The organism is Sodalis sp. RH22 (genome assembly GCF_047324165.1).
In the GTDB taxonomy this organism is placed as follows: domain Bacteria; phylum Pseudomonadota; class Gammaproteobacteria; order Enterobacterales; family Enterobacteriaceae; genus Acerihabitans.
The window spans coordinates 1681248-1703482 of record NZ_CP178731.1 but is presented as its reverse complement, the minus strand read 5'-3'; the positions used below and the strand labels follow the sequence as shown (position 1 = coordinate 1703482).

The following is a 22235-nucleotide window of genomic DNA, read 5'->3' as shown; positions in this document are numbered from 1 at the left end:
TTGAACATGGGGTGGAGGATAAAAGCATGGTTTACGCGGTGCGCCCTCCAAAGTAGAGTTCGCTCATGCGCGCATCGCTAAGTAAATCACGGGCATTGCCGGTCAGCGCGACGTTGCCGAGCGCAAGAATATAGGCGCGGTCAGAGATATGCAGGGCTTCCATCGCATTTTGCTCGACCATCAGAATAGTGACTTTTTCCAGCTGGCGGATGGCCTGAATCGCGCTGAATACTTCGTCGAGCATTTTCGGTGACAGCCCGGCTGAAGGCTCATCCAGCAGCAAAATGGCCGGTTCGGGCATCAGCGCGCGGGTGAGGGCCAGAATCTGCCGTTCGCCGCCGGACAGCGCCGAGGCCGGCGCCTGCCATTTTTTCCGCAACAAAGGATACATTTCGCAGAGTTGTTCCATGCGCCGTTTACGTTTGGCCGGCGGCAAAAACTGGCCGCCGGTTTGCAGATTTTCCGCCACGCTCAGGCTGTTGAACACATTATCGAGCTGCGGAACAAAACCCAGCGAGCATTCGCGGACTTTGCGGTGGATCGGGATGCTGCCGGTTTCCTCGCCGTTAAGACGAACCTCGCCATGGCGCGGCGTCAGAAACCCGGCGATGCATTTGAGCAGGGTGGATTTCCCACAGCCGTTCGGCCCGAGCAGGGTGACGATTTCCGCCTGGGAAACGTCCAGCGAAATGCCCTGCAGAATATCCACGCCCGGGGTGTAACCGGCGACGACATCATGAATTCTGATCATACGGCCTCCTTCAGGGCTCGGCTTGCGCCGCCGAGATAGGCATCCAGCACTTCCTGGTTTTTAGATAAATCATCGGGATGGCAACTGGCGACGATATGCCCGCGATCCAGCACAATGCAACGCTCGCAAAGCGATGTTATAAAGTGCATATCATGCTCGATGATAACCAGTGAAATACCGTTGCCGCTAAGGGTTTGCAGCGTCGCCACCAACTCCTGACGCAGTGTCGGGTGTACGCCGGCCATCGGTTCGTCAAGCATCAGGATGTCCGGATCGCCCATCAGCGCACAGGCAATGCCCAGCAGTTTTTTCTGGCCGCCGGAAAGCGCCGCAGCGGGCAGATCCCGTACTTTGGTCAATAGCAGTGTGTCGAGCAATCCGGTGGCTTTCATATGATCTTTCCTCTCAGCCCGCCGCCCGGAAGGCAGTGAAAACAGCCCGTTCCAGATACCGTGATGACGGGTGCCGGCGGCCATCACCACCTCCATGACCGTCATTTTCGCCGGCATGGCCGGGAGCTGGAAGGTGCGCGCAATGCCTGCCCTGATGATGCGGTGTGGGGGCATTTTGTCGATGCGCTCTGCGCCGGCGGTAATCGTGCCGCTGTCGATGGCGGTAAACCCGGAGATCGCGTTGAGCAGGGTGCTTTTTCCGGAACCGTTCGGCCCCAGCAGCCCCAGGATCTCGCCTTTTTGCAGGCTAAACGTGACCGATTTCAGCACCTGATTGCCCCCGAAGGCTTTGCTGATGTTGTCCACGAACAGAGATATCGTCATGGCATGATCCTCAGCTTTTCCGGCAGAATACCGCCCGGACGCAGTAACAATCCGATCAGCATCACCAGCCCCACCAGCCCGAGGCGCAGCGCGCCGGTCAGATCAGAACTCATATGCAGCCAGTCTTTGGCGAAGGGAATAAAGTTGTATAACCCTTCGACCACCACCACCCCAGCCAACACCCCGCGCACATTGCCGATGCCGCCGATCATCACCATGCTCCAGATAAGGAAGGTTTCGGAAGAAAGCAGGTAATCCGGGCTGACGTAGTTGGTGTACCAGGCAAGCAACATCCCTGCGATAGCGCACATTACCGCGCTGCACATCAGTGCCCGGCATTTGAGCCACAGCAGTGAATATCCCAGGCACATCGCCAGTTGCGGCTGTTCGCGCATCAGCCGTAAAGCACGCCCGAACCGGCTGTTGCCCACGCGTACAGAGATAACAGTACAAAGCGCGATACACAGCAGGACCAGCACGGTGAAGATCAGTACATCCTGTTGTTGCAGACCCGTAGACCACGGCGCAGAAATGTTGCCGATCCCCTGGCCGCCGCCGGTCAGTCCTTCTTCGTTGATCACCGCAATACGGATGATTTCCGCCAGCGCCAGCGTGGCGATCCCCCAGTAATCGGCGGAAAGCTGACGCCCGAGCAGCGCCATGGCGGCGGAGACCATCATGGCCAGCACGATCCCGGCCGGGATCACCAGCCATAAAGGCAAGGAAAACTGGCTGCCGATCCCGATGGCGTAAGCCCCGATACCGACAAACGCGATATGACCGAAGTTGAGCAAACCGGCATAACCGGCCTGCAGGTTAAGCGCCAGCGCAATCATCGCGTAAATGCCGGCGATGCAGAAAATATGCAACAGAAATTCAGACACGGCGCACCTCCCGGTTGAATAAGCCATAAGGGCGTAGCAGCAGGGCCAGCAGCAGCATCACGAACGACGCCGCGTTAATCCAGGTAGTTGGCATAAACACCATTTCCTCGCCATACAGCCATCCCCAGTTAATGTTGGTGACCAGTGTTTCCGTCACGGCAATCAGCAGCGCGCCGAAAATGGCGCCCATCGGGTTGCCCAGCCCGCCGAGAATGGCGGCTGCCAGTACCGGTAGCATCAGGTCATTTCCCTGGTTGATATACGCGCTGCCGTTCATGGCGATCAACGCGCCGCCGACGGCGGCGATCATGCCGGCGATCATATTGACGGTGTGGATGATGGCTTTGGCATTCAGACCGGATGCCGCCGCCAGCTCGCGGTTACTGGCCAGCGCGCGAATGGAACGCCCCTGCGGGGTGAAAAACAGTAAAAAGTTGAAGATAAGAATGATGGCGACCGTGGCGACGAGGCTCCAGCATTCGTCAGCGGAAATGCGGATTTCGCCCCACTGCCAGGTATTGCCGATCGGCAGGTGATAGCTGACGGGCGCCGATCCCTCGACGCCTAATATCAGTGCAATCATGACCATCGAGACGGCGAGGGAGCCTATCATGGCATTCGCCGCCCCGGCGTTAAGCAGGCGCTGAAACACCCAGTGATGCAGCAGCACGGCTAAAATGCCGCACGACAGCGCTGAAAACAACACCGCCAGCGAAAAAGGCATGCCCATTTTCATGCCGCCGGCGGTCAGGAAGGCCCCGACCATGGCGTACTGTACATGGGCGATATTGGCAAACCGTACCAAACCGTAGACCAGGCTCAGCCCGAGCGCGACCAGGGACAAATCGGCGGTGCGGATTAGCGTATCAACAATAAACTGCAACATGATGCTTTCCTGAACAAAATGACACAAGGAAACGATCGCGGCCGGTGACCTTAGCGCGCTACGGGTTCGCCGTTAAAGGCTTTCACCTTCAGGTAAGGTTGGGTCTGGCGCTGATTATCAGCGTCCAGATTCAGCGTGCCGGTTATGCCGGTAAATGTCGGCGCGACCGTTTTCATGGCGGCGATCAGCGCCGCCGGGCTGGCGTCGTGGGCTTTATCGATGGCCGCCGCAGCCAGCATGATGCTGTCATAGGCGTAGCTGCCGTAGACGGAACGGGGTTTTTCGTGGAAACGCTGCTGATAGTTGTCGCCGTAACTCTGGCCGTCGGTTTTTTGCGCCATGCCGGACACTTCCATGCCGATCTGCCCGTTGGTGTATTGCGCCGGTGAATCGGCAATCGCCATGGTCAGATACATGCCATACCACGGCGTTTTGCCCATGCCCAGTTCCCAGGCTTCACGGTTCAGGACGATGGCGTCCTGGCCGTAGCTGGTGTAGACATAGGCGTCAGGTTTGGCGCGGGATAGTTGCTCCAGTTCGCGGCGGTAGGAAGGCTGGCCGCTGGCGTACAGCACTTTCGCCGTCACTTTACCGCCCAGCTTTTCAAACGCCTGCCTGAACTGCTGCGCCATGCCCTGGCCGTAAGCGCCATCCGGCGCGATAAAAGCGACATTGTGATAACCCTGTTTCCACACGTCATCGGCGGAAAAACGGGCGGAAAGATCATCCAGGCCGATCACGCTGTAAGAGGATTGGCCAATTTTTCGTACATCCGCGCTGGTGCCGGAAATGTTGATGTGGACCAGATTGTTCTTCACCAGATACTGGCCGATGGGAATGGTGACGCTTGAGGAAAAATCGCCCACGACCAAGGGCACTTTATCCACCTGGGTGAGTTTCCTGACCGCATTCAGCCCTGTTACCGGGCTTCCCGCCGAGTCTTCCACCACCACATCCAGCTTTTGTCCCGCGACGCCGCCTTTGGCATTGAGCTTCTCAACGGCCAGTTCAATACCACGACGCTGATCTTCACCAATGCTGGCGCTGGTACCGGTTAAGGGCAGGATGGCGCCCAGTTTGATATCGGCTAAAGCGGGAGGAACGGCGCTCAGCAACGGCAGGCTGGTCAACGCAGACAGAATAACGATACGGCGAAAGCGGGTTTTCATTAGTGTTCTCCGGAGCTTTTAGTACTACGATAAAGTGAATAAACAAGTGAATACACTTATGTTCAAAGGCAAGTTTTATGCCATGTGTACACTTATTAAAAAAACAACGCGTGAAGGGTGGGGCAAAAAGATCAAATAATGAAGGAAAACAACGGAAAAAGGTGTAATGAAAAAGGTTAAACCGGGCAGGGCGCTATGATTCATTTATCCAGATTTAAAATATCTCTTTCCGCGACAGGACTATTTTTTCACTTTTTTAGAGCAACAGTCGCACTGCAATAGTGCAACTTGATAATTAATGGATAAATAATAGGCTTAAATAACATATTATTATTAATTACCTGATATATAAGTATTAATTAAAGTGAACGCAAAAGTGTATGCAAACATGTGTTGAGTGGAATTTATTCCTGTGATATCACTTTAAACATTACCTATTATTGAATATCTGCTGCAATGTTAAATATTGAGTATTAGCACGGTGTCAGCAAAAAAATTAAGCGCAACAGGAGACTCAGTGATTGTTCCAAAGAAAAAGCCCCGCAGTGCCGACAGCGTTGAGAAGGTTTACGAGAAGGTCAAACTACTGGCTATCGACTACCACTTCCGACCGGGCGAACGTGTTAATGAGGTCGAGCTGTCCGGCCAGCTCGGTGTGTCAAGAACACCCGTACGGGAAGCGCTGAACCGCCTGTCGAAAGAGGGTTTTATGCGTTTTGTCCCCAATCGCGGATTTTATGCCCGTGACATTACGCCGGAAGGCGTGCGCGAATTATATGAAGTACGCATGGTGATTGAGCAGGCGACATTCCGCTTTGCCTGCCAGCGCGCGACGGATGAAGAAATCGCCGTGACCGCCGCTATCTGGGAAGCGATCAGCGACAAACAGCCGGACGCCGGTGAGATCACTGACTGGACGGAAATAGCCAAAGCCGATGAGAAGTTCCATATGGAAATTGCCCGCATCTCGCATAACTCGCGTCTGTACGAGATGCTCGACAGCCTCAACTCACTCATCCGTTTCTTCCGCCGTATCGATCTGGAAACGCCAAGCCGCCGGATTAACGCCTACGATGAACATGTCGACATTATCTCCGCGCTGCGTCACCGCGATGCTGTCAAAGGCGCGCAGTTAATTGAACGGCACGTCTCGCTCAGCGCGGAACATGCGGTTGAAGTGACGAAAGAAGGGCTGGCACGTATTTACTTCGGTAAAAAACAGACGCTGTGACGTTGTCGCCGGATTTGTGAAAAAACCGATATATCAATGCAGATCACCACAGAGGATCTATGGTCGTCATTTCCCAACACATTATCGACCAGGCAAAACAGTTGCGCCGTGAATTCCACGCCCGGCCTGAGCTGGGTCTGAAAGAACACGGTACCGCCAGGAAAATCAGCGAGCGTCTGTTGTCCTTCGGCCTGGAAGTACACAGCGGCATTGCCGAAACCGGTATTGTGGCGACGCTGCGCAACGGCGCAGGGCCATCGATTGGCTTACGCGCGGATATCGATGCGCTGCCGATTCAGGAACTGAATGATTTTGCTCATATCTCGCAAAACCCTGCCCTGATGCACGCCTGCGGTCACGACGGACATACCGCCATTTTGCTTGGCGCGGCGCGTCATCTGAGTGAAAACCGTCATTTCCGCGGCACGGTGCATTTCATTTTCCAGCCTGCTGAAGAAAATGCCGGCGGCGGGAAGATGATGGTGGATGAAGGGCTGTTTGAACGCTTTCCGATGAGCAGTGTTTACGCGCTGCACAACTGGCCGGGTTTGCCGGTCGGCGACGTCGCCGTTAGCCAGGGGCCGATGATGGCCTCCCAGGATAATTTCTATATCACGCTGACCGGAAAAGGCTGCCATGCCGCCATGCCGGAGCTCGGCGCCGATCCGGTGGTTGCCGGCGCGCAACTTATTTTGTCGCTGCAAAGCCTGATTTCACGCCGCTTATCGCCGCTGGAACAAACGGTGATCAGCCTGACGCAGCTTCAGGCGGGGGAGGCTATCAACGTGATTCCCGAAACGCTGCATATGTCCGGTACATTGCGCTGCCTGAGCAACGAAACGCGCGTCACCTGCTGGCGGCTGATTGAAGAGTACGTCAACGCCGTGCCGTTGCCCTATGGCGTGCGAGGCGAGGTCCGCTGGGAATGGGGTTATCCGGTGACAAAAAATCATCCGGAGCAGGCGGAAGCGGTGCGCGCGGCGGCGCTGCATTCCCCCGGCGTGACGCGGGTGCATTTCAATAATGCGCCGTCGATGGCGGCAGAGGATTTCGGCTATCTGCTTGAGCGATGTCCCGGCGCGTATTTCTGGCTGGGCGCCGATGGCGCAACCCCTTCTGCTTCCCTGCATAACGCGCGTTATGACTTTAACGACGATCTTATCCCGCTGGGCATCGGTATATGGGCAACGCTGGTGAACAGATTGCTGAAAGACTAATTCTCACACTGTTTTCATTTTTACGGAGTCAATTATGAGTCAGATTCATTTTGTCGGCGCCGGTCAGATGGCGGAAGCGATTATTCGCGCAGCCCTGAGCCGCCAGGCCGTTTCGGCCAGCCAGATTACACTTATGGATATTGATGCCGGGCGCATTGCCGCGCTGCGCGAGCGTTATCAGCTTGCTTCGCCGCTGAATGACGGCGAAGCGCTGGCGGCGGCGGAATACATCGTGCTTGGCGTCCGTCCGCAGGACGATATTGCCGGCGTGGCGAAGCATATCTGCCAGCTCGCCTCGCCTCAGGCGACCATCATTTCGATCATTGCGGGCGTTACCCTTGAACGGCTGGGCACACTGTTTGGGGCTACCCGCCCGATTGTGCGCACCATTCCCAACACCCTGACTGACACGGGTTTTGGCTACAGTGGCGTGGTGTTCAATCCGCACGTGCAACCCGAGCCGCTGATGCCGTTTCTGGAAAGTTTCGGCAAAGTGATGCTGCTTGAGGAACGGCTCATTGACGCCTTTACCGGTTTTGCCGTCGCCGGGGTGAATTATGTGTATTACTTTATTGAATCGCTGACGGATGCCGGCGTGTTGAGCGGATTGTCGCGGCCGCAGGCCAGTAAAGTGGTTTGGGAGAATCTGATCGGCGGCGTGGAAATGCTGAAAGCCAGCGGGAGGCATCCGCGTCAACTGATGGACATCAACAATTCGCCTGCCGGTGTGGGAATCAACGGATTGTACGAACTCAACAACAGCGATTTTGCCGCGGGGTTGCAGCGCAGCGTGATGACCGCAGTCAGAAGAACGACGGAGCTTTCTAAAGGTTAGACCGACTATAAATAAAGCTACCGGGCCCTGTTAAGCCAGGGCCCGGTGGTTCTGCATCAGAATTGATAAGACGCGCTGACCGAGAAATTACGCGGCTCGCCGTAAACGTAGTTGTTCATATAGGTGTAGTAGGTACGGTCAAACAGATTATTAACGTTTGCCTGTATAGCTACCTGTTTGGTGACCTGGTAGCGTGCAAACAGGTTCGCCAACGGGTAGCTGCTCTGATAAACGCGCCGGGTGCTGCCATCCGGCCCGGTCACATCTTCAAACACGCGGTTCTGCCAGTTGATGCCGCCGCCAATGGCCAGGTCCGGCAACATGGGCATTTGATAACGCGTAAACAATTTGAAATCGGTTTGCGGCTGGTCCGGATTATAACGGCCCTCTTTATCGCGCGCGACATAACGCGTCGCGCCAAACGTCAACTGCAGATTATCGGTGAGCGCGCCGTTCAGCTCAAATTCCGCCCCTTTGCTCCGTGCTCCCTTGGTTGCCTTGTAGGCCTGCTCACTGCTGTTATTGACATAAACACCATTCTGTTCAGTACCGACGCTGTTCTGCTCGATACGGAACACCGCGACCGAGGCGGTCAGGCGCCCATCCAACCAGGCGGATTTCAGGCCGGTTTCATAGCTTTTACCGGTAACCGGCGACAGATAGCGGCCGGCGCTGTCGCGATAGGTCTGCGGCTGGAAGATCGAGGTATAGCTGGCGTAGGCCGACCAGGTATCGTTAATGTCATACACCAGGCCCGCGTACGGCGTGATGTTGTTTTTTTCCATATCGCCGCTGCTGCCATTGGTGCTCCATTGGGTATAACGCGCACCCACAATCAGCGCCAGCGGGTCCGCCAGAGAGAAGCGCGCGGCGGTATACGCTGATTTCTGGCGGATCACATCATCCGCGTTCAGATACCAGCCCTGCCATTCCGGCTCGGCGATATTGCCATTCCAGCCATTGTTAAACGCGCCCATATCGCTGGCGGCGATGTTGTAATTGTCGGGATCGGTAATGCCGTCCTGGCTGTAGGTGGCGTTATGCTGGCGGCTGTAGCTGATTCCGGCCATCAACTGATGCCGGCGACCAAACGCCTTGAACGGACCGCTGGCGTAGCCATCCACGGAGGTCAGTTCACGCTTGCCTCGGTCCATGCTGCCGTAACCGGTCACACCTTCGCCGGTGCTCTGGTCCGGATAATCCATGACATAGAGCAGATTATCGCTAAAGGTGTTCTGCGCGTGGGTGCCATTAACGTGGACGTTCCAGCCGTTATCAAAGCTATGTACCAGGTCGGCATACGCTTTGCGCGCGTTGGTGTGATAAGACGTCCAGTCGGCGGAGGAGTTCAGGCTGCGGTTGTAGTGCGTCAGTGAACCATTGCTGTAAAACATCGGCAGGCCGCCCCAGGTGGGGTTTGCGGTGTCGGCGTCCTCATAGTCGTAGCCAAGCGATAGGGTGGTGTGATCAGTGATATCCGCATCCACCACGCCATAGAGAAATTTTTTGTTTTTCTGATATCGGTCCAGCCAGCTGTCCTGATCCTGGTAGCCTGTCACCACACGACCTCGCACCGATCCATCATCATTCAGCGGGCCGGCAACATCGGCAACATAGCGTTGTTTGTTCCAACTGCCATAGCTGGCGCTTACCGTGCCGGTGGGCTCTTTACTGTCCGCATGCTTACGTACCATGTTAACGGACGCCGATGGGCTGCCTGCGCCGGTTATCAGGCCGGTGGCGCCGCGTACCACTTCAATACGGTCATAAATCGCCGTATCTGAAGCGGCGTCGCCGTAGTTCCACGCATCGCCAACCGAAGTGGGAATGCCGTCAAAGGTGAAGTTGGTGATTTTGAAGCCGCGGGAAAAATACTCGGAACGTTCGCTGTCAACCAGGTTGCTGGTGATACCTGTAGTGTTATTCAGCACATCAGTAACGGTTTGCAACTGCTGATCCTGCATACGCTGCTGAGTTATCACGCTGACGGACTGCGGCACATCGCGTGGCGTCAGCAGCAGTTTGGTCCCAGCGCGCGTGGTGGGTACCTGGTAGTCCTGTTTTTCTTCTGCAACCTTGTTGTCGGGGCTTGCGTACACCACCAGCTTTTGCTGGTCATCGCCGGTGGTTGTCGTGTTGTCTGTTTCGGTTGCCTGCGCCGGCATTGGGTTGAGCAGGGCATGTACCACCATTGCCAGCAACGACATCGTGAATGTTTTACGGATGTCGGACGCGCGTGATTCAGCGCGAGTTTCCTTGCGATTCAAAGACATAACCTTACCCGTCAGAAATAAGCGTGACCCGCTGTCATAATGCTTTTGTTGTTTTAGGTGGTGACCCCGAAATAGCGGGAGAGGATTGCCATTGCGAAGCCCGGAAAGTAAAAACACGCACCAGTTGAGAATACCAATGATAATCATTTGCTTTAATAATTATTAATAAGTTTCATTTCTAAATGTAAATGGACGCGGCGTTGCGGGTTAGCGATCGATTGGATTTGCTTAGTTTTCGCGAATGTGTATTATTCTCATTCATTCTTTGACCTGTCCGTGCGGCGATAGCCCGCCGGAAACCGTTCATCCATTGATGGAGTACAGAATGAAATCGTTTTTCAGTCCGGGCAAAGCCGCGGTTGCTGCTGCGGTCGTTGCCTCTTTAAGTCTGACTGCTTGTCAGATGCCGGCCAAAAAAGCGGAAAGTCCGGTAGCTGCTGCTGCGGCAACACCGGTTGATCAGACAGTTAAGCAGCGTGTATTAGGTGATGGGTTGTATGAACTGGCGTATTCCGCGGCCGCCAACGCATTGTATGTTGCCAGTGCGCAGAGTTTTAAGGACGTGAACGGCGGCATACTGTATCGCCTCGACCCGGCTACCCTGGCGACCAAAGGCGAGACCCATACCGATCTGAAAAACTTCGGCATGGCCATCGATGGCGAGGGTAGCCTGTTCTATACCACCAATTCACTGGATGGTAGCCTGTCCAAAGTGGATGCGCAGAGCGGCAAAGTGCTGCAACGCCTGATGTTGGGTGGCGGTAAAGATAAAGACGGCGATGCGGTCGGCGCACGTGAGATATTCCTGCACGGCAACGAGTTGTATGTCGGTCGTGTGGCTGATCCGGGCTTCATTACCGTGATCGACACCCACGCTTTCAAAGTAAAAACCACCATCAAAAACGCAGGGAAATGGGTGACCGGCATTATCTATTCGCCGCTGACCGATCGCATTTATGCCGCCAATGGCGCGGGTGAGATTGTGGTTATCAATCCGCGCAGCCACAAAATTGAGCAACGCTGGAGGCCGGATAATGGCCAAGAGTATCTGTTTCTCAATATGGCGGAAGACCCGGCCACCGGCCGCCTGTTCGTCACCGATGACTCGAAAGCCAAAACCACGCTGGTGCTTGATGAGCGCACAGGCAAAGTGATCAAACGTATTGAAGGTGATGCGTTGGGGATTAAATTCAACGCTAAACGCAATGAGATCTACATCAGTCAGCGTGGGTCGAAGAAAGTGTTGCAACTGGATGCCACCAGTTATGCGCTGAAAAAGAGCTGGTCGTTCGACACCCATCCGAACAGCCTGTTGGTATCAGCAGACGGTGAAACGCTGTATGTTTCTTTAAAACAGGCGTTTAACAAAGATAATTCTACCCAAGGGCCGGATAGTGTCGCCCGTATTGCGCTGAATTAAATCCGCCAGAGGAGGCCTGAGGGCCTCCTTGGGGTTGCGCCTCGATCCCTACAGTGGCGCGGTGAATAAATCTAACCCGGCCGGGCATTATTCCCCGGGCAGGGGTTTAAATACCGCCCGTTCCCGGGCGTGTAATCTATCCCATAAGCCCTGTTCCCAGGCCAGGTATTGCCTGGCGGCGTCTTTATTGCCCGCGTGGCGGTCATGGGTGAAAAACAGATAATCAATGCGTTCGGCGTCAGCGGGCGCGTCGGGGGTGACGGCCACCGGCAGGCCGCCGTCCCGCCAGGCCGCAAATCCCCCGGCCAGCAAATACACCCGGGCCTGCAATGGCGCGGGGATATCGGCGGCGGCCCAGGCGGCCAGGGCCGCATCCTCCGCCAGCAGGACGATTTTTGCCGGCCCGGCGGCGGGCAAGCGATCCAGCAGCGGGCGGATCGACCAGCGGCTGCCGGGGATATGGCCATTGCGGTAGTGCTGGCTGGCGCGCAGATCCAGTATTTCCACCGGCTGCCCCCGGTCCAGCTCGCCGGCGAGTTCGCGCGCGCTCACCGTTGGCCAGGCGGGGACCCCGACGGGTTGCGGCCGGGGCAGGGACACCCCGTCGGCCAGCCCTTGCGCCAGTCCGCCTTTCAGCACAAAGGCCTGATGCCCCAATTGGCGCAGCCAGCTCGCGGTGACCGGCGCCCGGACGCCGTCATTATCGAATAACACCACTTTGGCGTTTCGGACCCCCAGGTATTGATCGGTGGCCTGTTGCAACTGTCCGCCCGGCGCATGGCGGGCGCCGGGCAAACTTCCGCTGGCAAATTCCTCGGCGGTGCGCACATCCAGCAAAAAGACGGTATGGTTTTTTTGCCGCCATTGCCGGATATCGCGCGCGCCGATCCACGCCGCGCCGGCCCGGGCCGCCAGGCGTTCCGCGGCCCGGACCCGGGCGTTATCCGCGTGTAGCGCGTCGGGATAACGCCGCTGCTGCCCATGTTCCAGCGGCCGGTCCGCCAGCATCCAGCCTTGGGTGCCGTTTTCCAGCGCCAACACCGGATTGGCGATCCCCAGATCGATCAGGGTCTGTGCTCCAATGATGCTGCGGGTGCGCCCGGCGCAATTAATCACAATGGTGGTGGCCCGATCCGCCACCAGGGCGTCGACCCTGACGCCCAGTTCGCCGTTCGGACAGCAAATGCTGCCCGGAATGCTCATTTGCCGGTATTCTTCAAACGGGCGGCCGTCGAGCACGATCAACGGGTCGCCGGCGGCCTGCCGGCGCGCCAATTCGTCGGCGCTCAGGTGGGGGGTGGCGCGCCGTGTTTCCACCCATTCGCCAAAGGTTTTGGACGGCAGGTTAACCCCCTGGAACAATGTGTAGCCCGCCGCGGCCCAGGCCTGGGCGCCGCCGGCCAGCACATGCACCGCGCTGTAGCCCAGTTGCCGCAAACGGCGGGCGGCCCGCTGCGCCACGCCTTCGCCCGCATCGTACACCACCACTCTTACCGACGGGTTGGGCGCCAGCTTCGCCGCCTCGGGTTCCAGCCGGCTGTAAGGCAATGATGCGGCGAAAAACAGATGCCCTTCGCCGAATTGTCCATGTTCGCGCACATCAAACAGCGCCAGTTCGCCGCTGTCGTCCAGCCATTGTTCAAGGGTGCTGGCAGTTATAGTGTTAATCATAGGGTCTCTGAATTGTCTGGAAACGGGTTATCCCACCATAACGGCATCAATAGCCATAACCGATGGGGGGCGCCCGGTGGTTCAGCCGATAATCGCCGATCGCCCGGTATTTATAGGCCACGGGATCGTGGGTGGTATGGGTGCGGGCATTGCGCCAGTGCCGGTCGAAATCATGCTTACGCAGCGTGGTGGACGCGCCGCCCACGTCGAATAAGGTCTGGCCGGCGAACAGGGCGGCCTCAGTGGCGATAACTTTCGCCTCGGCGGTGGCGATGGAGGCTTCCACGGCCAGCCGCTCTATCTCTTGCGCGCCGGCGCCGGCGAAACGCGCCCGGGCGGCCAGCTCGATTTGCGCCGCCGCCGCCAGCACCAATGCATGCGCTCCGTGGGTTTGAGCGGCGATTTGCCCGACATAATGCAGCAGATAAGGATCGTCCCGGCCGCGGCTGACGCCGCTTTCCTTCACCGGCCGCACGCCGCCGCGCGCCCAGGCGGCCGCATCATCCAGCGCCGCCATGGCGATGCCCACTTCGATGGCGCAATGGAGGATTTGCGAAGCGGCGCCGGTGTGATGCCGTTCGGTTTGCCAACGCTGCGCCCGCATGACTTCCGCTTCATCCACCAGCACGTCATTTAGTTCGGTGCGGCCGCTCAGGGTGCCGCGCTGGCCCATGCCCTGCCAGTCATCGTGGCGGATAATGCCGGGGCGATCCGCCGGCACCACTGCCAGCACCGTCTCGCCCTGTTCATCCACCGCCAGCACTTTCAGCAGGTCGCCCATCAGCGCGCCGGTGCTGTAATGTTTCAGGCCATTGAGGCGATACGCATCACCGTGCCGGCTTAGCAGCGTGCGCACCTCGCCGCGGAACGCGCCGCCCAATTCCGCCGATGCGCCGCCCACCAGTTTCCCCTGCGCCACCTGGTCAAGATAAGCAGTGATTTGCGCCGGCGTACCCATCAACAGCGTGCGCTCGACAAACACAAAATGCGGCAGCAGGGATTGCGCCACCGACGGGTCGCCTTTAGCCAGCGCAATCATCAGCGCCACCACATCGCCGATCTCGCCGTTGGCCCCGCCATAGCGGCGGGGAACGCGCATCGCGCCAAGGCGCAGCCGGCGGATATGCTCGAACGCGGGCATATTGGCCTTGGCCAGGCGGTCATGCTCCGCCGCCTGGCAGGCCAGCTCGTGGCCCAGTTCGCGGGCCCGGGCCATTAATAATGGGGGTGTCAGGGACGTCGTCGGCATGTTATTTCTCCAGCCAGGCGTCGGCCAGGCTTGAATAGAACAGCATGGGCCCTTTGCGCAGGCCCTGGAGTTTTTTGGAATAAAACCCGAAGAACTTCAGCTCCAGCAAATTGATCGACGCGGCATCGGTTTGCACCAATTCCTGCATCTGATCGATATACTGTTTGCGTTTGGTCACATCCCCTTCCTCCTGGATGCCTTCAATGATGCGATCCATTTCCGGATTGGAGTAACCGGAGCTGTTGCTCGACGGGGTGCCGGGTTTGATATTCTTGGTCCAGAAACGGCGGGTGACCCCGATTTGCGGGTCTGGATAGGCGGAATACCATTGGGAAAACGTATCGAAATCATATTCCCCGAAGACCCGGCGGATCATGGCCGCCAGCTCCAGATTGACCAACTCCATTTCGACGCCGATATGTTTGAGCTGCTGCTGCATATATTCCGCGGCGCGCAGGTAGACCTGCCCGTAAGAGACTTCGGTAATATGGTTAATCCGCAGCCGCACCCCGTCGGCGCCGCGTTTCAGCCCGGCCGCATCCAGCAATTGCTCGGCTTTTTTCGGATCGAATTCATACTGCGGCAAGCCGGGCTTGAAGAATTGTTTCTGGAAGCTCGGCACGCAGCTTTCCGCGACGTTGGCCAGGCCATACCAGACAATCTCCGCCAGCCCCTGCCTGTTGATGGCGTGGGCGAAGGCCTGCCGGACGCGGATATCCTGGAAGGTTTTGCGCCTGAAATTAAAATCGAAAAAGAAAATCGGCGCGGGGACTTCCCAGCCGCGGGTATCCAATTGCAGCGCCGGGTTTTGGCTCAGGCGCGCCACGTCGCTTTCGGCCACTGGATTATTGGGCGCGTATTGGATCTCATTGCTCTCCAAGGCTACGCCCCTGGCGCCGGCGTCCGGCAACATTTTAAAGATAATGCGATCCAGATAGGGTTTGCCGGTATCCCAGTAATCCGGGTTGCGCTCCAAAACGATATGACTGCCGCGCACCCATTCCTTGAATTTGAAGGCGCCGGTACCGATGGGCTTGGCGTTCCAGGGGTTGGTCAGCGGATTGGTGCCTTCATATAAATGTTTGGGCACAATCTGGGTTTCTGTGCCGAACAGCACCGACCAGAGCACCGGCGCGGGGCCGCTGAGCCGGAAAATTACCGTATAATCGTCGGGCGTTTCCACGGCGGTGACTTTGGCGAAGTTGGAGGCGCCGCGGGGATGGGTTTTCTTCACCACGTTCAGAATGGAATAGTGCACATCGGCGGACGTAAAGGGATGGCCGTCGTGCCATTTGACGCCCTGGCGCAGCTTGAAGGTGATGGTTTTGCCATCGGCCGATTGTTCCCAGGATTCGGCCAACTGCGGCTGGGGCCGGTAGTTATTGTCATAGCTTACCAGCCCGTCGAAAATGCTGGACGAGACCACGACCGCCGGGCTGGAAATATTAATGCCCGCCACCAGGCCGGCGGGCTCGGGGTTTACGTTGGCAAACAGCGTTCCCCCTTTGATGATGCCCTCCCCGGAGGCGGCGACGGACACCTGGGCCGCCAGCGCCGACGGCAGGAATCCCGAGGCCGCCATGGTGCCTGCGCCAATCGCCATCAGCTCCAAAACCTGACGGCGGCTAAACTTGCGTGGATCGGTTGTCATAGGTTTTCATCCCGGATGATTAATAAGAAAAAGTCAGCGGCGGCAAGGTGCCGTTAACGTAGAAATCTCCCAGCGCGCGGTATTTGTAGGCAATGGGATCGTGCGTGGTATGGGTGCGGGCGTTACGCCAATGGCGATCGAAATTGTGCGTGCGCAAGGTCGTGGAGGCGCCGCCGATGTCAAACAGCATTTGCGCCACTTCCAGCGACACGGTGGTCGACCATATCTTGGCCTCGGCCACCGCCAGCGAGGCATGGCCGGCGGCCGCTTCGCAGGCGGCCAAAGAGGATTCGCCCGCGGCGCCGAAGTGGAGCGCGGCGGCGGTTTCCAGCAGATCGGCGGCGCTGAGCACTATCGCTTCGGCGGCGCGGGCGCGGGCCGACATGCGTCCCAGCGCATGCAGGATATACGGGTCGTCGGCGGCCTGCTGCACGCCGCTCTCTTTCACCGGCCTGACCCCCCGGCGCGCCCAGGCAACTGCATCGTCCAGCGCCGCCAGCGCGATGCCTGCGTCGATGGCGCAATGAATGATCTGGGCGCTGGCCCCGCCGTGATGGCGCTGGGTTTTCCAGGCCTCCATCGGTAGGATTTCCCCGGCGAAGACCGCCACATCCCGCAGCTCGGTCGTGCCGCTGGCGGTGCAGCGCTGCCCCATGCCGTCCCAGTCGTCCATACGCACGATGCCCGGGCGATCCGCCGGCACCAGCGCCGAGATCATGGCGCCGTCCCCGTCAATACAGCGGATTTTCAGCAGGTCGGCATACCATGCGCCGGTACAATACTGCTTGGTGCCGTTGAGCCGGTACTGCTCGCCGTCCCGGGTCAGGCGCGTGGCCAATTCGCCGCGGTACTGCCCGCCGCGTTCCGCTGTCGCCGCGCCGAACAGTAAGCCCGCCGCGGCCCGCGGCAGATACGCCTGCCGCTGCGCTTCGCTGCCCATCAGTCGTATGCGTTCCACCGCCACGAAATGAGAAAGAAAGGCCTGGGCGATATTGGCGTCGCCGGCGGCCAGACGGAGAAACAGGCGCGCCACGTCATGCCAGGTGCCGCCGGCGCCGCCGTAGGCGACGGGAACGCGCAATGCCCCCAGGCGCAGCCGGCGGATTTGCGCGAAAACCGCCACCGGCAGTTCGCGGTTGGCGTCGCGTCCGGCTGATGTTTCGGCCAGTTGCGCGGCCAGGCGATCCGCTGCGGCCAGCAGGGCGTCGACGGTGGGCGGACCGTCCTGGCCGGCGGGGGTCGCAGGCGATCCCGGCACGCTGTCCGGGGCATGATGAGGGGGGTTCACGATAGGCTACTCCTGATAATGATATGGGCGGGCTCCGGGGGGATAATCGCCGGATTGTGCAAATGGCAGGCCACCGACTGCGTCTTATCAAGGGGAAGCAGTTGCGGGACGAGCGCACGGCAAACCGGCTGCACCAGCGGGCAACGTTGCTGGAAACGGCAGCCCGGCGGCAGGGCGTACGGGCTGGGCGGCTCCCGATCTTCCGGCGGGATGGCCTGCAGCCGTCGCGTATCGGGGCTGGCGCCGGGGATGGAATTGAGCAGCAGGCGGGTGTACGGATGCGCCGCCCGGGTCCACAGGCGATCTTTGGGCAGGATCTCGACGATCTGGCCAAGATACATCACCGCGATCCGCCCGGCGATATGCGCCACCACCGACAGGTCATGGCTGATAAATAAAAACGACACGCCGGTGCGCTGTTGCAGAGAACCGAGCAGCGCGACGATTTGCGCCTGCAGGCTGACATCCAGTGCCGAAACCGGCTCATCGCAGACAATCAGCTCCGGCGCGGGGGCCAGCGCGCGGGCGATATTTAACCGCTGGCGCTGGCCCCCGGATAACTGATGGGGAAATCGCTGCAATAATGCGGTCTCCAGCCCCACTTGATCGAATAATTCGCGAATGCGGGCCTGCCGGCCGGCGCGGTCGAGCCTGGTGTGCAGCCGCAGGGGCAAATCGACGGCTTTATACGCGCGCTGGCGCGGATCGAGCGCCGACAGCGGATCTTGGAACACCATCTGGATCGCCTGGCGCCAGGGACGTAATTTGCGCCGCGACAGCGGGGCCAGATTAACCTCGTGGAACAGGATTTTCCCGCCGTCGGCCTTCTGCAGGCCCACCAGGGCTTTGCCCAGCGACGTTTTACCGCAGCCGGATTCGCCGATCAGCGCCAGCGTTTCGCCGTAGCCGATATGAAAACTGGCGGCATCGACGGCGATCAGGGTGCCGCTGGCGGTATGATGGCGCACATTGAGATCCCGGACATCGAGCAAAACAGGATTCATGGCCGGCCTCCCACCGGCGGCCGGGCCGCCAGCAATTGCCGGGTATAGGGGTGACGTGGCGCGCGGTACAGCGCGGACGCGCTCTGGAGCTCCAGGCATTCGCCGTAGCGCAGCACCGCCACCCGGTCGGCCATTTCCGCCACCACCCCCAGGTCGTGGGTAATGAGCAAAATAGCCATCCCCAGTTCCCGTTGCAGCGTCAGCAGCAAACTGACGATTTGCGCCTGGATGGTGACGTCCAGCGCCGTGGTGGGTTCGTCGGCGATAAGCAACGAGGGATTGCCGGCCAGCGCCATGGCGATCACCACGCGCTGGCGCATGCCGCCGGAAAGGCGGTGCGGATAATCGTCCAGCCGGCTTTCCGCCTGGGGAATACGCACTTTTTGCAGCAGCGCCAGCGCCTGCTGGCGGGCGGCGCGCCGGTTGACGCGCTGGTGTATCCGCACCGCTTCGGAAATTTGATCGCCCACGCTCATCAGCGGGTTAAGGGCGGAAAGCGCATCCTGAAAAATCATGCCGATCCGTCCGCCGCGGATCTGCTGCAACCGGCGTTCGTCCGCCCGCAGCAGATCGGTGCCTTCAAAACCCAGGCGCCGGGCTTCGACGGCCGCCGCCGCGGGCAACAGGCCGAGCAGGGCATAGCCGGTGGTGGTTTTGCCGCTGCCGGATTCGCCGACCAGCGCCAGCGTTTCGCCCGCGGCCAGTTCAAAGCTCAGATCCTTGACCGCGGGGGCGGCGGGTTCGCTGCCAGGGGCGCGATAAGTCACCCGCAGGCCTTCCACCTGCAGCAGGGGTGTGGTTAACGTCATTATGGCAATCTCCCGCGCTGCGGATTAATCCAGTCATTAATGGCGCCGCCCAGCAGGCTCAGCGATGCCACGGTAAAGAAAATCGCCACGCCGGGGATGGCGCTCATATACCAGGCGCTTCGCAGGACATCCCGCCCCTGGCCGATCATGCTGCCCCAGGACACGACGTTCGGATCGCCAAGTCCCAGGAACGATAACGCGGCTTCGGTTAGGATTGCGTGGCCCACCAGCATCGCCAGCATGGCCACCACCGGCATCAGGGCGTTGGGCAGGATATGGACAATCAAGATGCGATAATCGCTCATCCCCATCACGTGGGCGGCTTGAATAAAGTCGCTGTTGCGCAGGCGACGGGCTTCCCCCCGGGCCAGGCGCGCCACGTTCGGCCAGGACGTGGCGGCGATGCCCAGCGTCAGGGTATTGACGGTCGGGCCCAGGATAATCACCAGCACCAGAGTAAAAATCAGCGACGGCATAATTTGAAACAGTTCAGTGAGCCGCATAAGCTGATTGTCAACCCAGCCGCCGAAATAGCCGGCGACCGCGCCGATCAACAACCCGACCAGCGCGGTGAGCAAGCCGGTGGTTAAACCGATCCGCAGCGATAGCCGCGCGCCGTAGGCGATGCCGGCCCAGATATCCCGCCCCAGGGTATCGGTGCCCAAAACATGGGCGATATCCTGACCGGGGAACAGATAAGGGCGCGCCACCATGGCCTGCGGATCGTCCCCGGTCAGCAGCGGGGCGAACACCGCGATAGCGACCACCAGCAACAGGCTCAATCCCCCCAGCCAGGCGCGGGGCCGTTTGCGTAATGCGCCGGGCAGGGCGCTCAACAATTCAGTCATCGGCTACCCGCCAATCCGGTGCGGGGGTCCAGCGCGGCGTGCACCACCTCGGTGAGCACATTCACCATCACCACAAACAGGGAGGTGACGAACAAAATGCCCAGCAGCAAATTGACATCCCGAGTCGTGACGGCGGACAGCGCCAGCTGACCAAGGCCAGGCCAGGCAAACACGGTTTCAATGGTCACCGAGCCGCTGAGCATGGCGCCGAATTGCAGGCCGGTCAGCGTGACGATGGGCAGCAGGGCATTGGGCACGATATGCCGCCAAATCAAGCGCCGGCGGCTACAGCCTTTCGCCTTGGCTGTGCGGATGAAATCCTGCAGCGCCACGGTAAGTACGGATTCCTGCATCAGCCGGATATACAGCGCCAGATAGCTGAAGGTCAGGCAGCCGGCAGGCATCGCCAAATGTTTTACGGTATCGGTAATGCGGGCGAAGCCGCGGTGATCGGCCCCCATTTCGCTCATGCCGCTGGACGGCAGCCAGCCCAGGTGCACGGTGAACAGTACGACAATCATCAGGCCCAGCCAGAATACCGGCATGGAAAACCCTAGGGTCTCCAACAGCGCGATCAGTCGTTCAACATACGGGCGTTTGGTGACCGCCGATATCACCCCCAGTATCATGCCCAGGATCACCGCCAGCACCAGCGATACTCCCATCAGCAGCAGCGTGGCGGGCAGCCGTTCCAGGATCAACTGGCTGACCGACGCGCTATAGCGGAACGACCAGCCTAAATCAAACTGCGCGATGTGTTTTAAATACGAAACGAACTGCACGGCCAGGGGCTGATCGCTGCCGAACTGCGCGCGCAGCTGGGCCATAAACTCGGGCGTCGCCGCGCCGGCCTCGCCGGCGATAACATCCGCCAGATCGCCCGGTACGCTTTTTAGCAGGAAAAAATTGAGCACCACCACCATCAGAGCGATGGGAACGGCCTGCAGTATCCGCCGAGCTATGAAATATAATACTGTCATCATGGTTACCCAGCCGGTTCAGCGCCGTAAACCCGCGTCTTTAAGCAGGGGGAGTACCGCCTCGCCGAAATACGCCAGGTCAGGTTCGAAATCATAAAACGTCAGCTGCGCGCCATCGCACCCGGCGGCTTTCAGGCGCTGGAGATAACGGGCGATTTGCGCGGGGTCGCCCACCAGTTGGATATTGCCGCCGACGGCTTTTTGATCGCGCTGGTGGCCGAGGAAGGCCTGGCTGTCGCGCTTTTTCAATGAGGCGAAAAAGTTGTCCACCGCCACGTGGTCCTGTGCGGCGACAATGGCGTCGTGGTACTCCCAGGCTTCCCGCTCCGTCGGCCGGCAAATCACCATAGGGTTGATTAACGTGCGCAGGGTGCGGTTGCGGGCGGCGGCGGCGGCCCGGATTTTGGCGGTATGGGCGGGCAGCGCGGCCAGGGAGGCTTCGATCTCCGCTCCCGCCGGGCTGGTGATAAACACCAGATCGGAATGGCGCGCCGCATATTCTATGCCCGCCGCCGAGCCGGTGGCGTTAACCAGCAGCGGCCGTCCGTATTTGGGCTGCGGTGAAATATACGCCTGTTCGGTGGACCAGAATTCCCCGGTAAGGGTGATATTGTCCTCGCTGCTCCAGTAAGCTTTGAGGAAGTCGATAAATTCTTCCGCCATGCGGTAGCGGGTATCATGTTCAATCTGCGGACTGCCGAACATTCTGGCATAGCTGTCCTGGTTGCCGGTCACCATATTCAGTCCCCAGCGGCCGCCGGTAATACTGTCAAGGGTGGCGCCAAAGCGCGCCAGATGCAGGGGATGCCATGGCCCATAAAGGATATGCAGGGTGGATATCAGCAGGATGCGGCTGGTTACCGCCCCCAGGGCCGCGGTGGTGATAAACGGGTCCAGGCTGTTGGTCCGGTAGCCGATCTCGCCGCCATAGCCGCCTTTTTGATTCCACTCCGCCAGGCCGAACACCAGATCCAGCCCTAGCGCTTCGGCTTTCAGGGTCAGGGCTTTGTTGTATTCAAAGTGCCAGTCGGTGGTGCGGGGCAGCGTCGACGGGCTCCAGCCGCCGCTTTGGATGGGTAGAAATAACCCCAGCAGGAAAGGCTGTTTAAGCACTTCATAAAGCGGACTGCCCGGGATCTCCGCGGGTGTCCTGGCGCGGGTTGCACGTTCTGCGCCGGATAAGTGTCTGTTCATACCGCTCCACACGGCCAACATGGGCCTTTTTTAAGGTGAAGCAATACTAGAGGCGGCCGGGAAAAGCGGAAAATGCGAATAACGGATATATTTATGCGT

The 22235-nt window shown here is 59.1% G+C and carries 19 protein-coding genes; 4 read left to right on the top strand and 15 right to left on the bottom strand.

All coding sequences use genetic code 11. The features are described from left to right. Nucleotides 1-31 precede the first annotated feature (31 nt). Genes ACL2XN_RS07770 through ACL2XN_RS07750 form a run of 5 tightly spaced genes read right to left on the bottom strand, consistent with a single transcriptional unit; the run spans nt 32 to nt 4466 of the window. Complete coding sequence (locus tag ACL2XN_RS07770) at nt 32-751, bottom strand: ABC transporter ATP-binding protein (protein ID WP_410015525.1); 720 nt, start codon at nt 749-751, stop codon at nt 32-34. Further along, nucleotides 748-1527 (bottom strand): ABC transporter ATP-binding protein, encoded by a 780-nt coding sequence (locus ACL2XN_RS07765; protein ID WP_413728571.1) that lies wholly within the window; start codon nt 1525-1527, stop codon nt 748-750. Before ACL2XN_RS07765 ends, ACL2XN_RS07770 begins: the two co-directional genes overlap by 4 nt. Next, on the bottom strand, nt 1524-2411 hold the full coding sequence (locus ACL2XN_RS07760) for a branched-chain amino acid ABC transporter permease (protein ID WP_413730593.1): 888 nt from the start codon (nt 2409-2411) through the stop codon (nt 1524-1526). Before ACL2XN_RS07760 ends, ACL2XN_RS07765 begins: the two co-directional genes overlap by 4 nt. Beyond that, complete coding sequence (locus ACL2XN_RS07755) at nt 2404-3297, bottom strand: branched-chain amino acid ABC transporter permease (protein WP_410015522.1); 894 nt, start codon at nt 3295-3297, stop codon at nt 2404-2406. The genes ACL2XN_RS07760 and ACL2XN_RS07755 overlap by 8 nt, the downstream gene beginning before the upstream one ends. A 50-nt stretch (nt 3298-3347) precedes the next feature. Beyond that, a complete protein-coding gene (locus ACL2XN_RS07750) occupies nt 3348-4466 on the bottom strand; it encodes an ABC transporter substrate-binding protein (RefSeq protein ID WP_410015521.1) in 1119 nt (372 codons plus the stop codon). 517 nt (nt 4467-4983) lie between these two features. Between ACL2XN_RS07750 and ACL2XN_RS07745 the strand changes: the two genes are divergently transcribed. From ACL2XN_RS07745 to ACL2XN_RS07735, 3 genes are read left to right on the top strand one after another with little or no spacing between them, the layout of a single operon-like run. Then, nucleotides 4984-5697 carry a GntR family transcriptional regulator gene (locus ACL2XN_RS07745; RefSeq protein WP_410015520.1) on the top strand — a complete coding sequence of 238 codons (714 nt, stop codon included), beginning with the start codon at nt 4984-4986 and terminating at the stop codon, nt 5695-5697. A 59-nt stretch (nt 5698-5756) separates the two neighbouring features. Next, nucleotides 5757-6914 (top strand): M20 aminoacylase family protein, encoded by a 1158-nt coding sequence (locus tag ACL2XN_RS07740; protein WP_410015519.1) that lies wholly within the window; start codon nt 5757-5759, stop codon nt 6912-6914. A gap of 34 nt (nt 6915-6948) precedes the next feature. Next, nucleotides 6949-7749: a pyrroline-5-carboxylate reductase family protein gene (locus ACL2XN_RS07735; RefSeq protein WP_410015518.1), complete on the top strand. Its 801-nt coding sequence runs from the start codon at nt 6949-6951 to the stop codon at nt 7747-7749. A gap of 56 nt (nt 7750-7805) precedes the next feature. On the opposite strand, the gene fhuE is transcribed toward ACL2XN_RS07735, so the two are convergent. After that, on the bottom strand, nt 7806-10022 hold the full coding sequence (gene fhuE, locus ACL2XN_RS07730) for a ferric-rhodotorulic acid/ferric-coprogen receptor FhuE (protein WP_413722563.1): 2217 nt from the start codon (nt 10020-10022) through the stop codon (nt 7806-7808). Nucleotides 10023-10347: 325 nt separating this feature from the next. Between fhuE and ACL2XN_RS07725 the strand changes: the two genes are divergently transcribed. Continuing rightward, nucleotides 10348-11442, top strand: a complete 1095-nt coding sequence (locus tag ACL2XN_RS07725; RefSeq protein WP_413730591.1) for a hypothetical protein — start codon at nt 10348-10350, stop codon at nt 11440-11442. A gap of 87 nt (nt 11443-11529) precedes the next feature. Here ACL2XN_RS07725 and ACL2XN_RS07720 read toward each other — a convergent pair whose 3' ends face one another. From ACL2XN_RS07720 to ACL2XN_RS07680, 9 genes are read right to left on the bottom strand one after another with little or no spacing between them, the layout of a single operon-like run. Further along, entirely contained in the window at nt 11530-13113 is a 1584-nt protein-coding gene (locus tag ACL2XN_RS07720; RefSeq protein WP_413730590.1) for a rhodanese-like domain-containing protein, read from the bottom strand. A gap of 46 nt (nt 13114-13159) precedes the next feature. Then, nucleotides 13160-14362 (bottom strand): acyl-CoA dehydrogenase family protein, encoded by a 1203-nt coding sequence (locus tag ACL2XN_RS07715; RefSeq protein ID WP_413730589.1) that lies wholly within the window; start codon nt 14360-14362, stop codon nt 13160-13162. Nucleotide 14363: 1 nt separating this feature from the next. Continuing rightward, nucleotides 14364-16013 carry an ABC transporter substrate-binding protein gene (locus tag ACL2XN_RS07710; RefSeq protein WP_413730588.1) on the bottom strand — a complete coding sequence of 550 codons (1650 nt, stop codon included), beginning with the start codon at nt 16011-16013 and terminating at the stop codon, nt 14364-14366. Nucleotides 16014-16032: 19 nt separating this feature from the next. Continuing rightward, nucleotides 16033-17301, bottom strand: coding sequence for an acyl-CoA dehydrogenase family protein (locus ACL2XN_RS07705; RefSeq protein ID WP_413730586.1), 1269 nt, complete (start codon nt 17299-17301; stop codon nt 16033-16035). Further along, entirely contained in the window at nt 17298-18305 is a 1008-nt protein-coding gene (locus ACL2XN_RS07700) for an oligopeptide/dipeptide ABC transporter ATP-binding protein (RefSeq protein ID WP_413730585.1), read from the bottom strand. Before ACL2XN_RS07700 ends, ACL2XN_RS07705 begins: the two co-directional genes overlap by 4 nt. Beyond that, entirely contained in the window at nt 18302-19114 is an 813-nt protein-coding gene (locus tag ACL2XN_RS07695; RefSeq protein WP_410015510.1) for an ATP-binding cassette domain-containing protein, read from the bottom strand. Before ACL2XN_RS07695 ends, ACL2XN_RS07700 begins: the two co-directional genes overlap by 4 nt. Then, nucleotides 19114-19962 (bottom strand): ABC transporter permease, encoded by an 849-nt coding sequence (locus tag ACL2XN_RS07690; RefSeq protein ID WP_413730584.1) that lies wholly within the window; start codon nt 19960-19962, stop codon nt 19114-19116. The genes ACL2XN_RS07695 and ACL2XN_RS07690 overlap by 1 nt, the downstream gene beginning before the upstream one ends. Continuing rightward, the gene (locus tag ACL2XN_RS07685; RefSeq protein WP_410015508.1) at nt 19959-20945 is read right to left on the bottom strand and encodes an ABC transporter permease; all 987 of its coding nucleotides are present in this window, start codon (nt 20943-20945) and stop codon (nt 19959-19961) included. The genes ACL2XN_RS07690 and ACL2XN_RS07685 overlap by 4 nt, the downstream gene beginning before the upstream one ends. Nucleotides 20946-20960: 15 nt before the next feature. Beyond that, complete coding sequence (locus ACL2XN_RS07680; RefSeq protein WP_413730583.1) at nt 20961-22136, bottom strand: LLM class flavin-dependent oxidoreductase; 1176 nt, start codon at nt 22134-22136, stop codon at nt 20961-20963. Nucleotides 22137-22235 lie beyond the last annotated feature (99 nt).

What these genes read in the sequence shown, in the direction of transcription:
- ACL2XN_RS07755 (WP_410015522.1), bottom strand. Translation starts at nt 3,297, where the DNA reads ATGTTGCAGTTTATTGTTGATACGCTAATCCGCACCGCCGATTTGTCC.
- ACL2XN_RS07715 (WP_413730589.1), bottom strand. Translation starts at nt 14,362, where the DNA reads ATGCCGACGACGTCCCTGACACCCCCATTATTAATGGCCCGGGCCCGC.
- fhuE (WP_413722563.1), bottom strand. Translation starts at nt 10,022, where the DNA reads ATGTCTTTGAATCGCAAGGAAACTCGCGCTGAATCACGCGCGTCCGAC.
- ACL2XN_RS07690 (WP_413730584.1), bottom strand. Translation starts at nt 19,962, where the DNA reads ATGACTGAATTGTTGAGCGCCCTGCCCGGCGCATTACGCAAACGGCCC.
- ACL2XN_RS07710 (WP_413730588.1), bottom strand. Translation starts at nt 16,013, where the DNA reads ATGACAACCGATCCACGCAAGTTTAGCCGCCGTCAGGTTTTGGAGCTG.
- ACL2XN_RS07695 (WP_410015510.1), bottom strand. Translation starts at nt 19,114, where the DNA reads ATGACGTTAACCACACCCCTGCTGCAGGTGGAAGGCCTGCGGGTGACT.
- ACL2XN_RS07720 (WP_413730590.1), bottom strand. Translation starts at nt 13,113, where the DNA reads ATGATTAACACTATAACTGCCAGCACCCTTGAACAATGGCTGGACGAC.
- ACL2XN_RS07735 (WP_410015518.1), top strand. Translation starts at nt 6,949, where the DNA reads ATGAGTCAGATTCATTTTGTCGGCGCCGGTCAGATGGCGGAAGCGATT.
- ACL2XN_RS07700 (WP_413730585.1), bottom strand. Translation starts at nt 18,305, where the DNA reads ATGAATCCTGTTTTGCTCGATGTCCGGGATCTCAATGTGCGCCATCAT.
- ACL2XN_RS07725 (WP_413730591.1), top strand. Translation starts at nt 10,348, where the DNA reads ATGAAATCGTTTTTCAGTCCGGGCAAAGCCGCGGTTGCTGCTGCGGTC.
- ACL2XN_RS07750 (WP_410015521.1), bottom strand. Translation starts at nt 4,466, where the DNA reads ATGAAAACCCGCTTTCGCCGTATCGTTATTCTGTCTGCGTTGACCAGC.
- ACL2XN_RS07740 (WP_410015519.1), top strand. Translation starts at nt 5,757, where the DNA reads ATGGTCGTCATTTCCCAACACATTATCGACCAGGCAAAACAGTTGCGC.
- ACL2XN_RS07765 (WP_413728571.1), bottom strand. Translation starts at nt 1,527, where the DNA reads ATGACGATATCTCTGTTCGTGGACAACATCAGCAAAGCCTTCGGGGGC.
- ACL2XN_RS07680 (WP_413730583.1), bottom strand. Translation starts at nt 22,136, where the DNA reads ATGAACAGACACTTATCCGGCGCAGAACGTGCAACCCGCGCCAGGACA.
- ACL2XN_RS07770 (WP_410015525.1), bottom strand. Translation starts at nt 751, where the DNA reads ATGATCAGAATTCATGATGTCGTCGCCGGTTACACCCCGGGCGTGGAT.
- ACL2XN_RS07685 (WP_410015508.1), bottom strand. Translation starts at nt 20,945, where the DNA reads ATGATGACAGTATTATATTTCATAGCTCGGCGGATACTGCAGGCCGTT.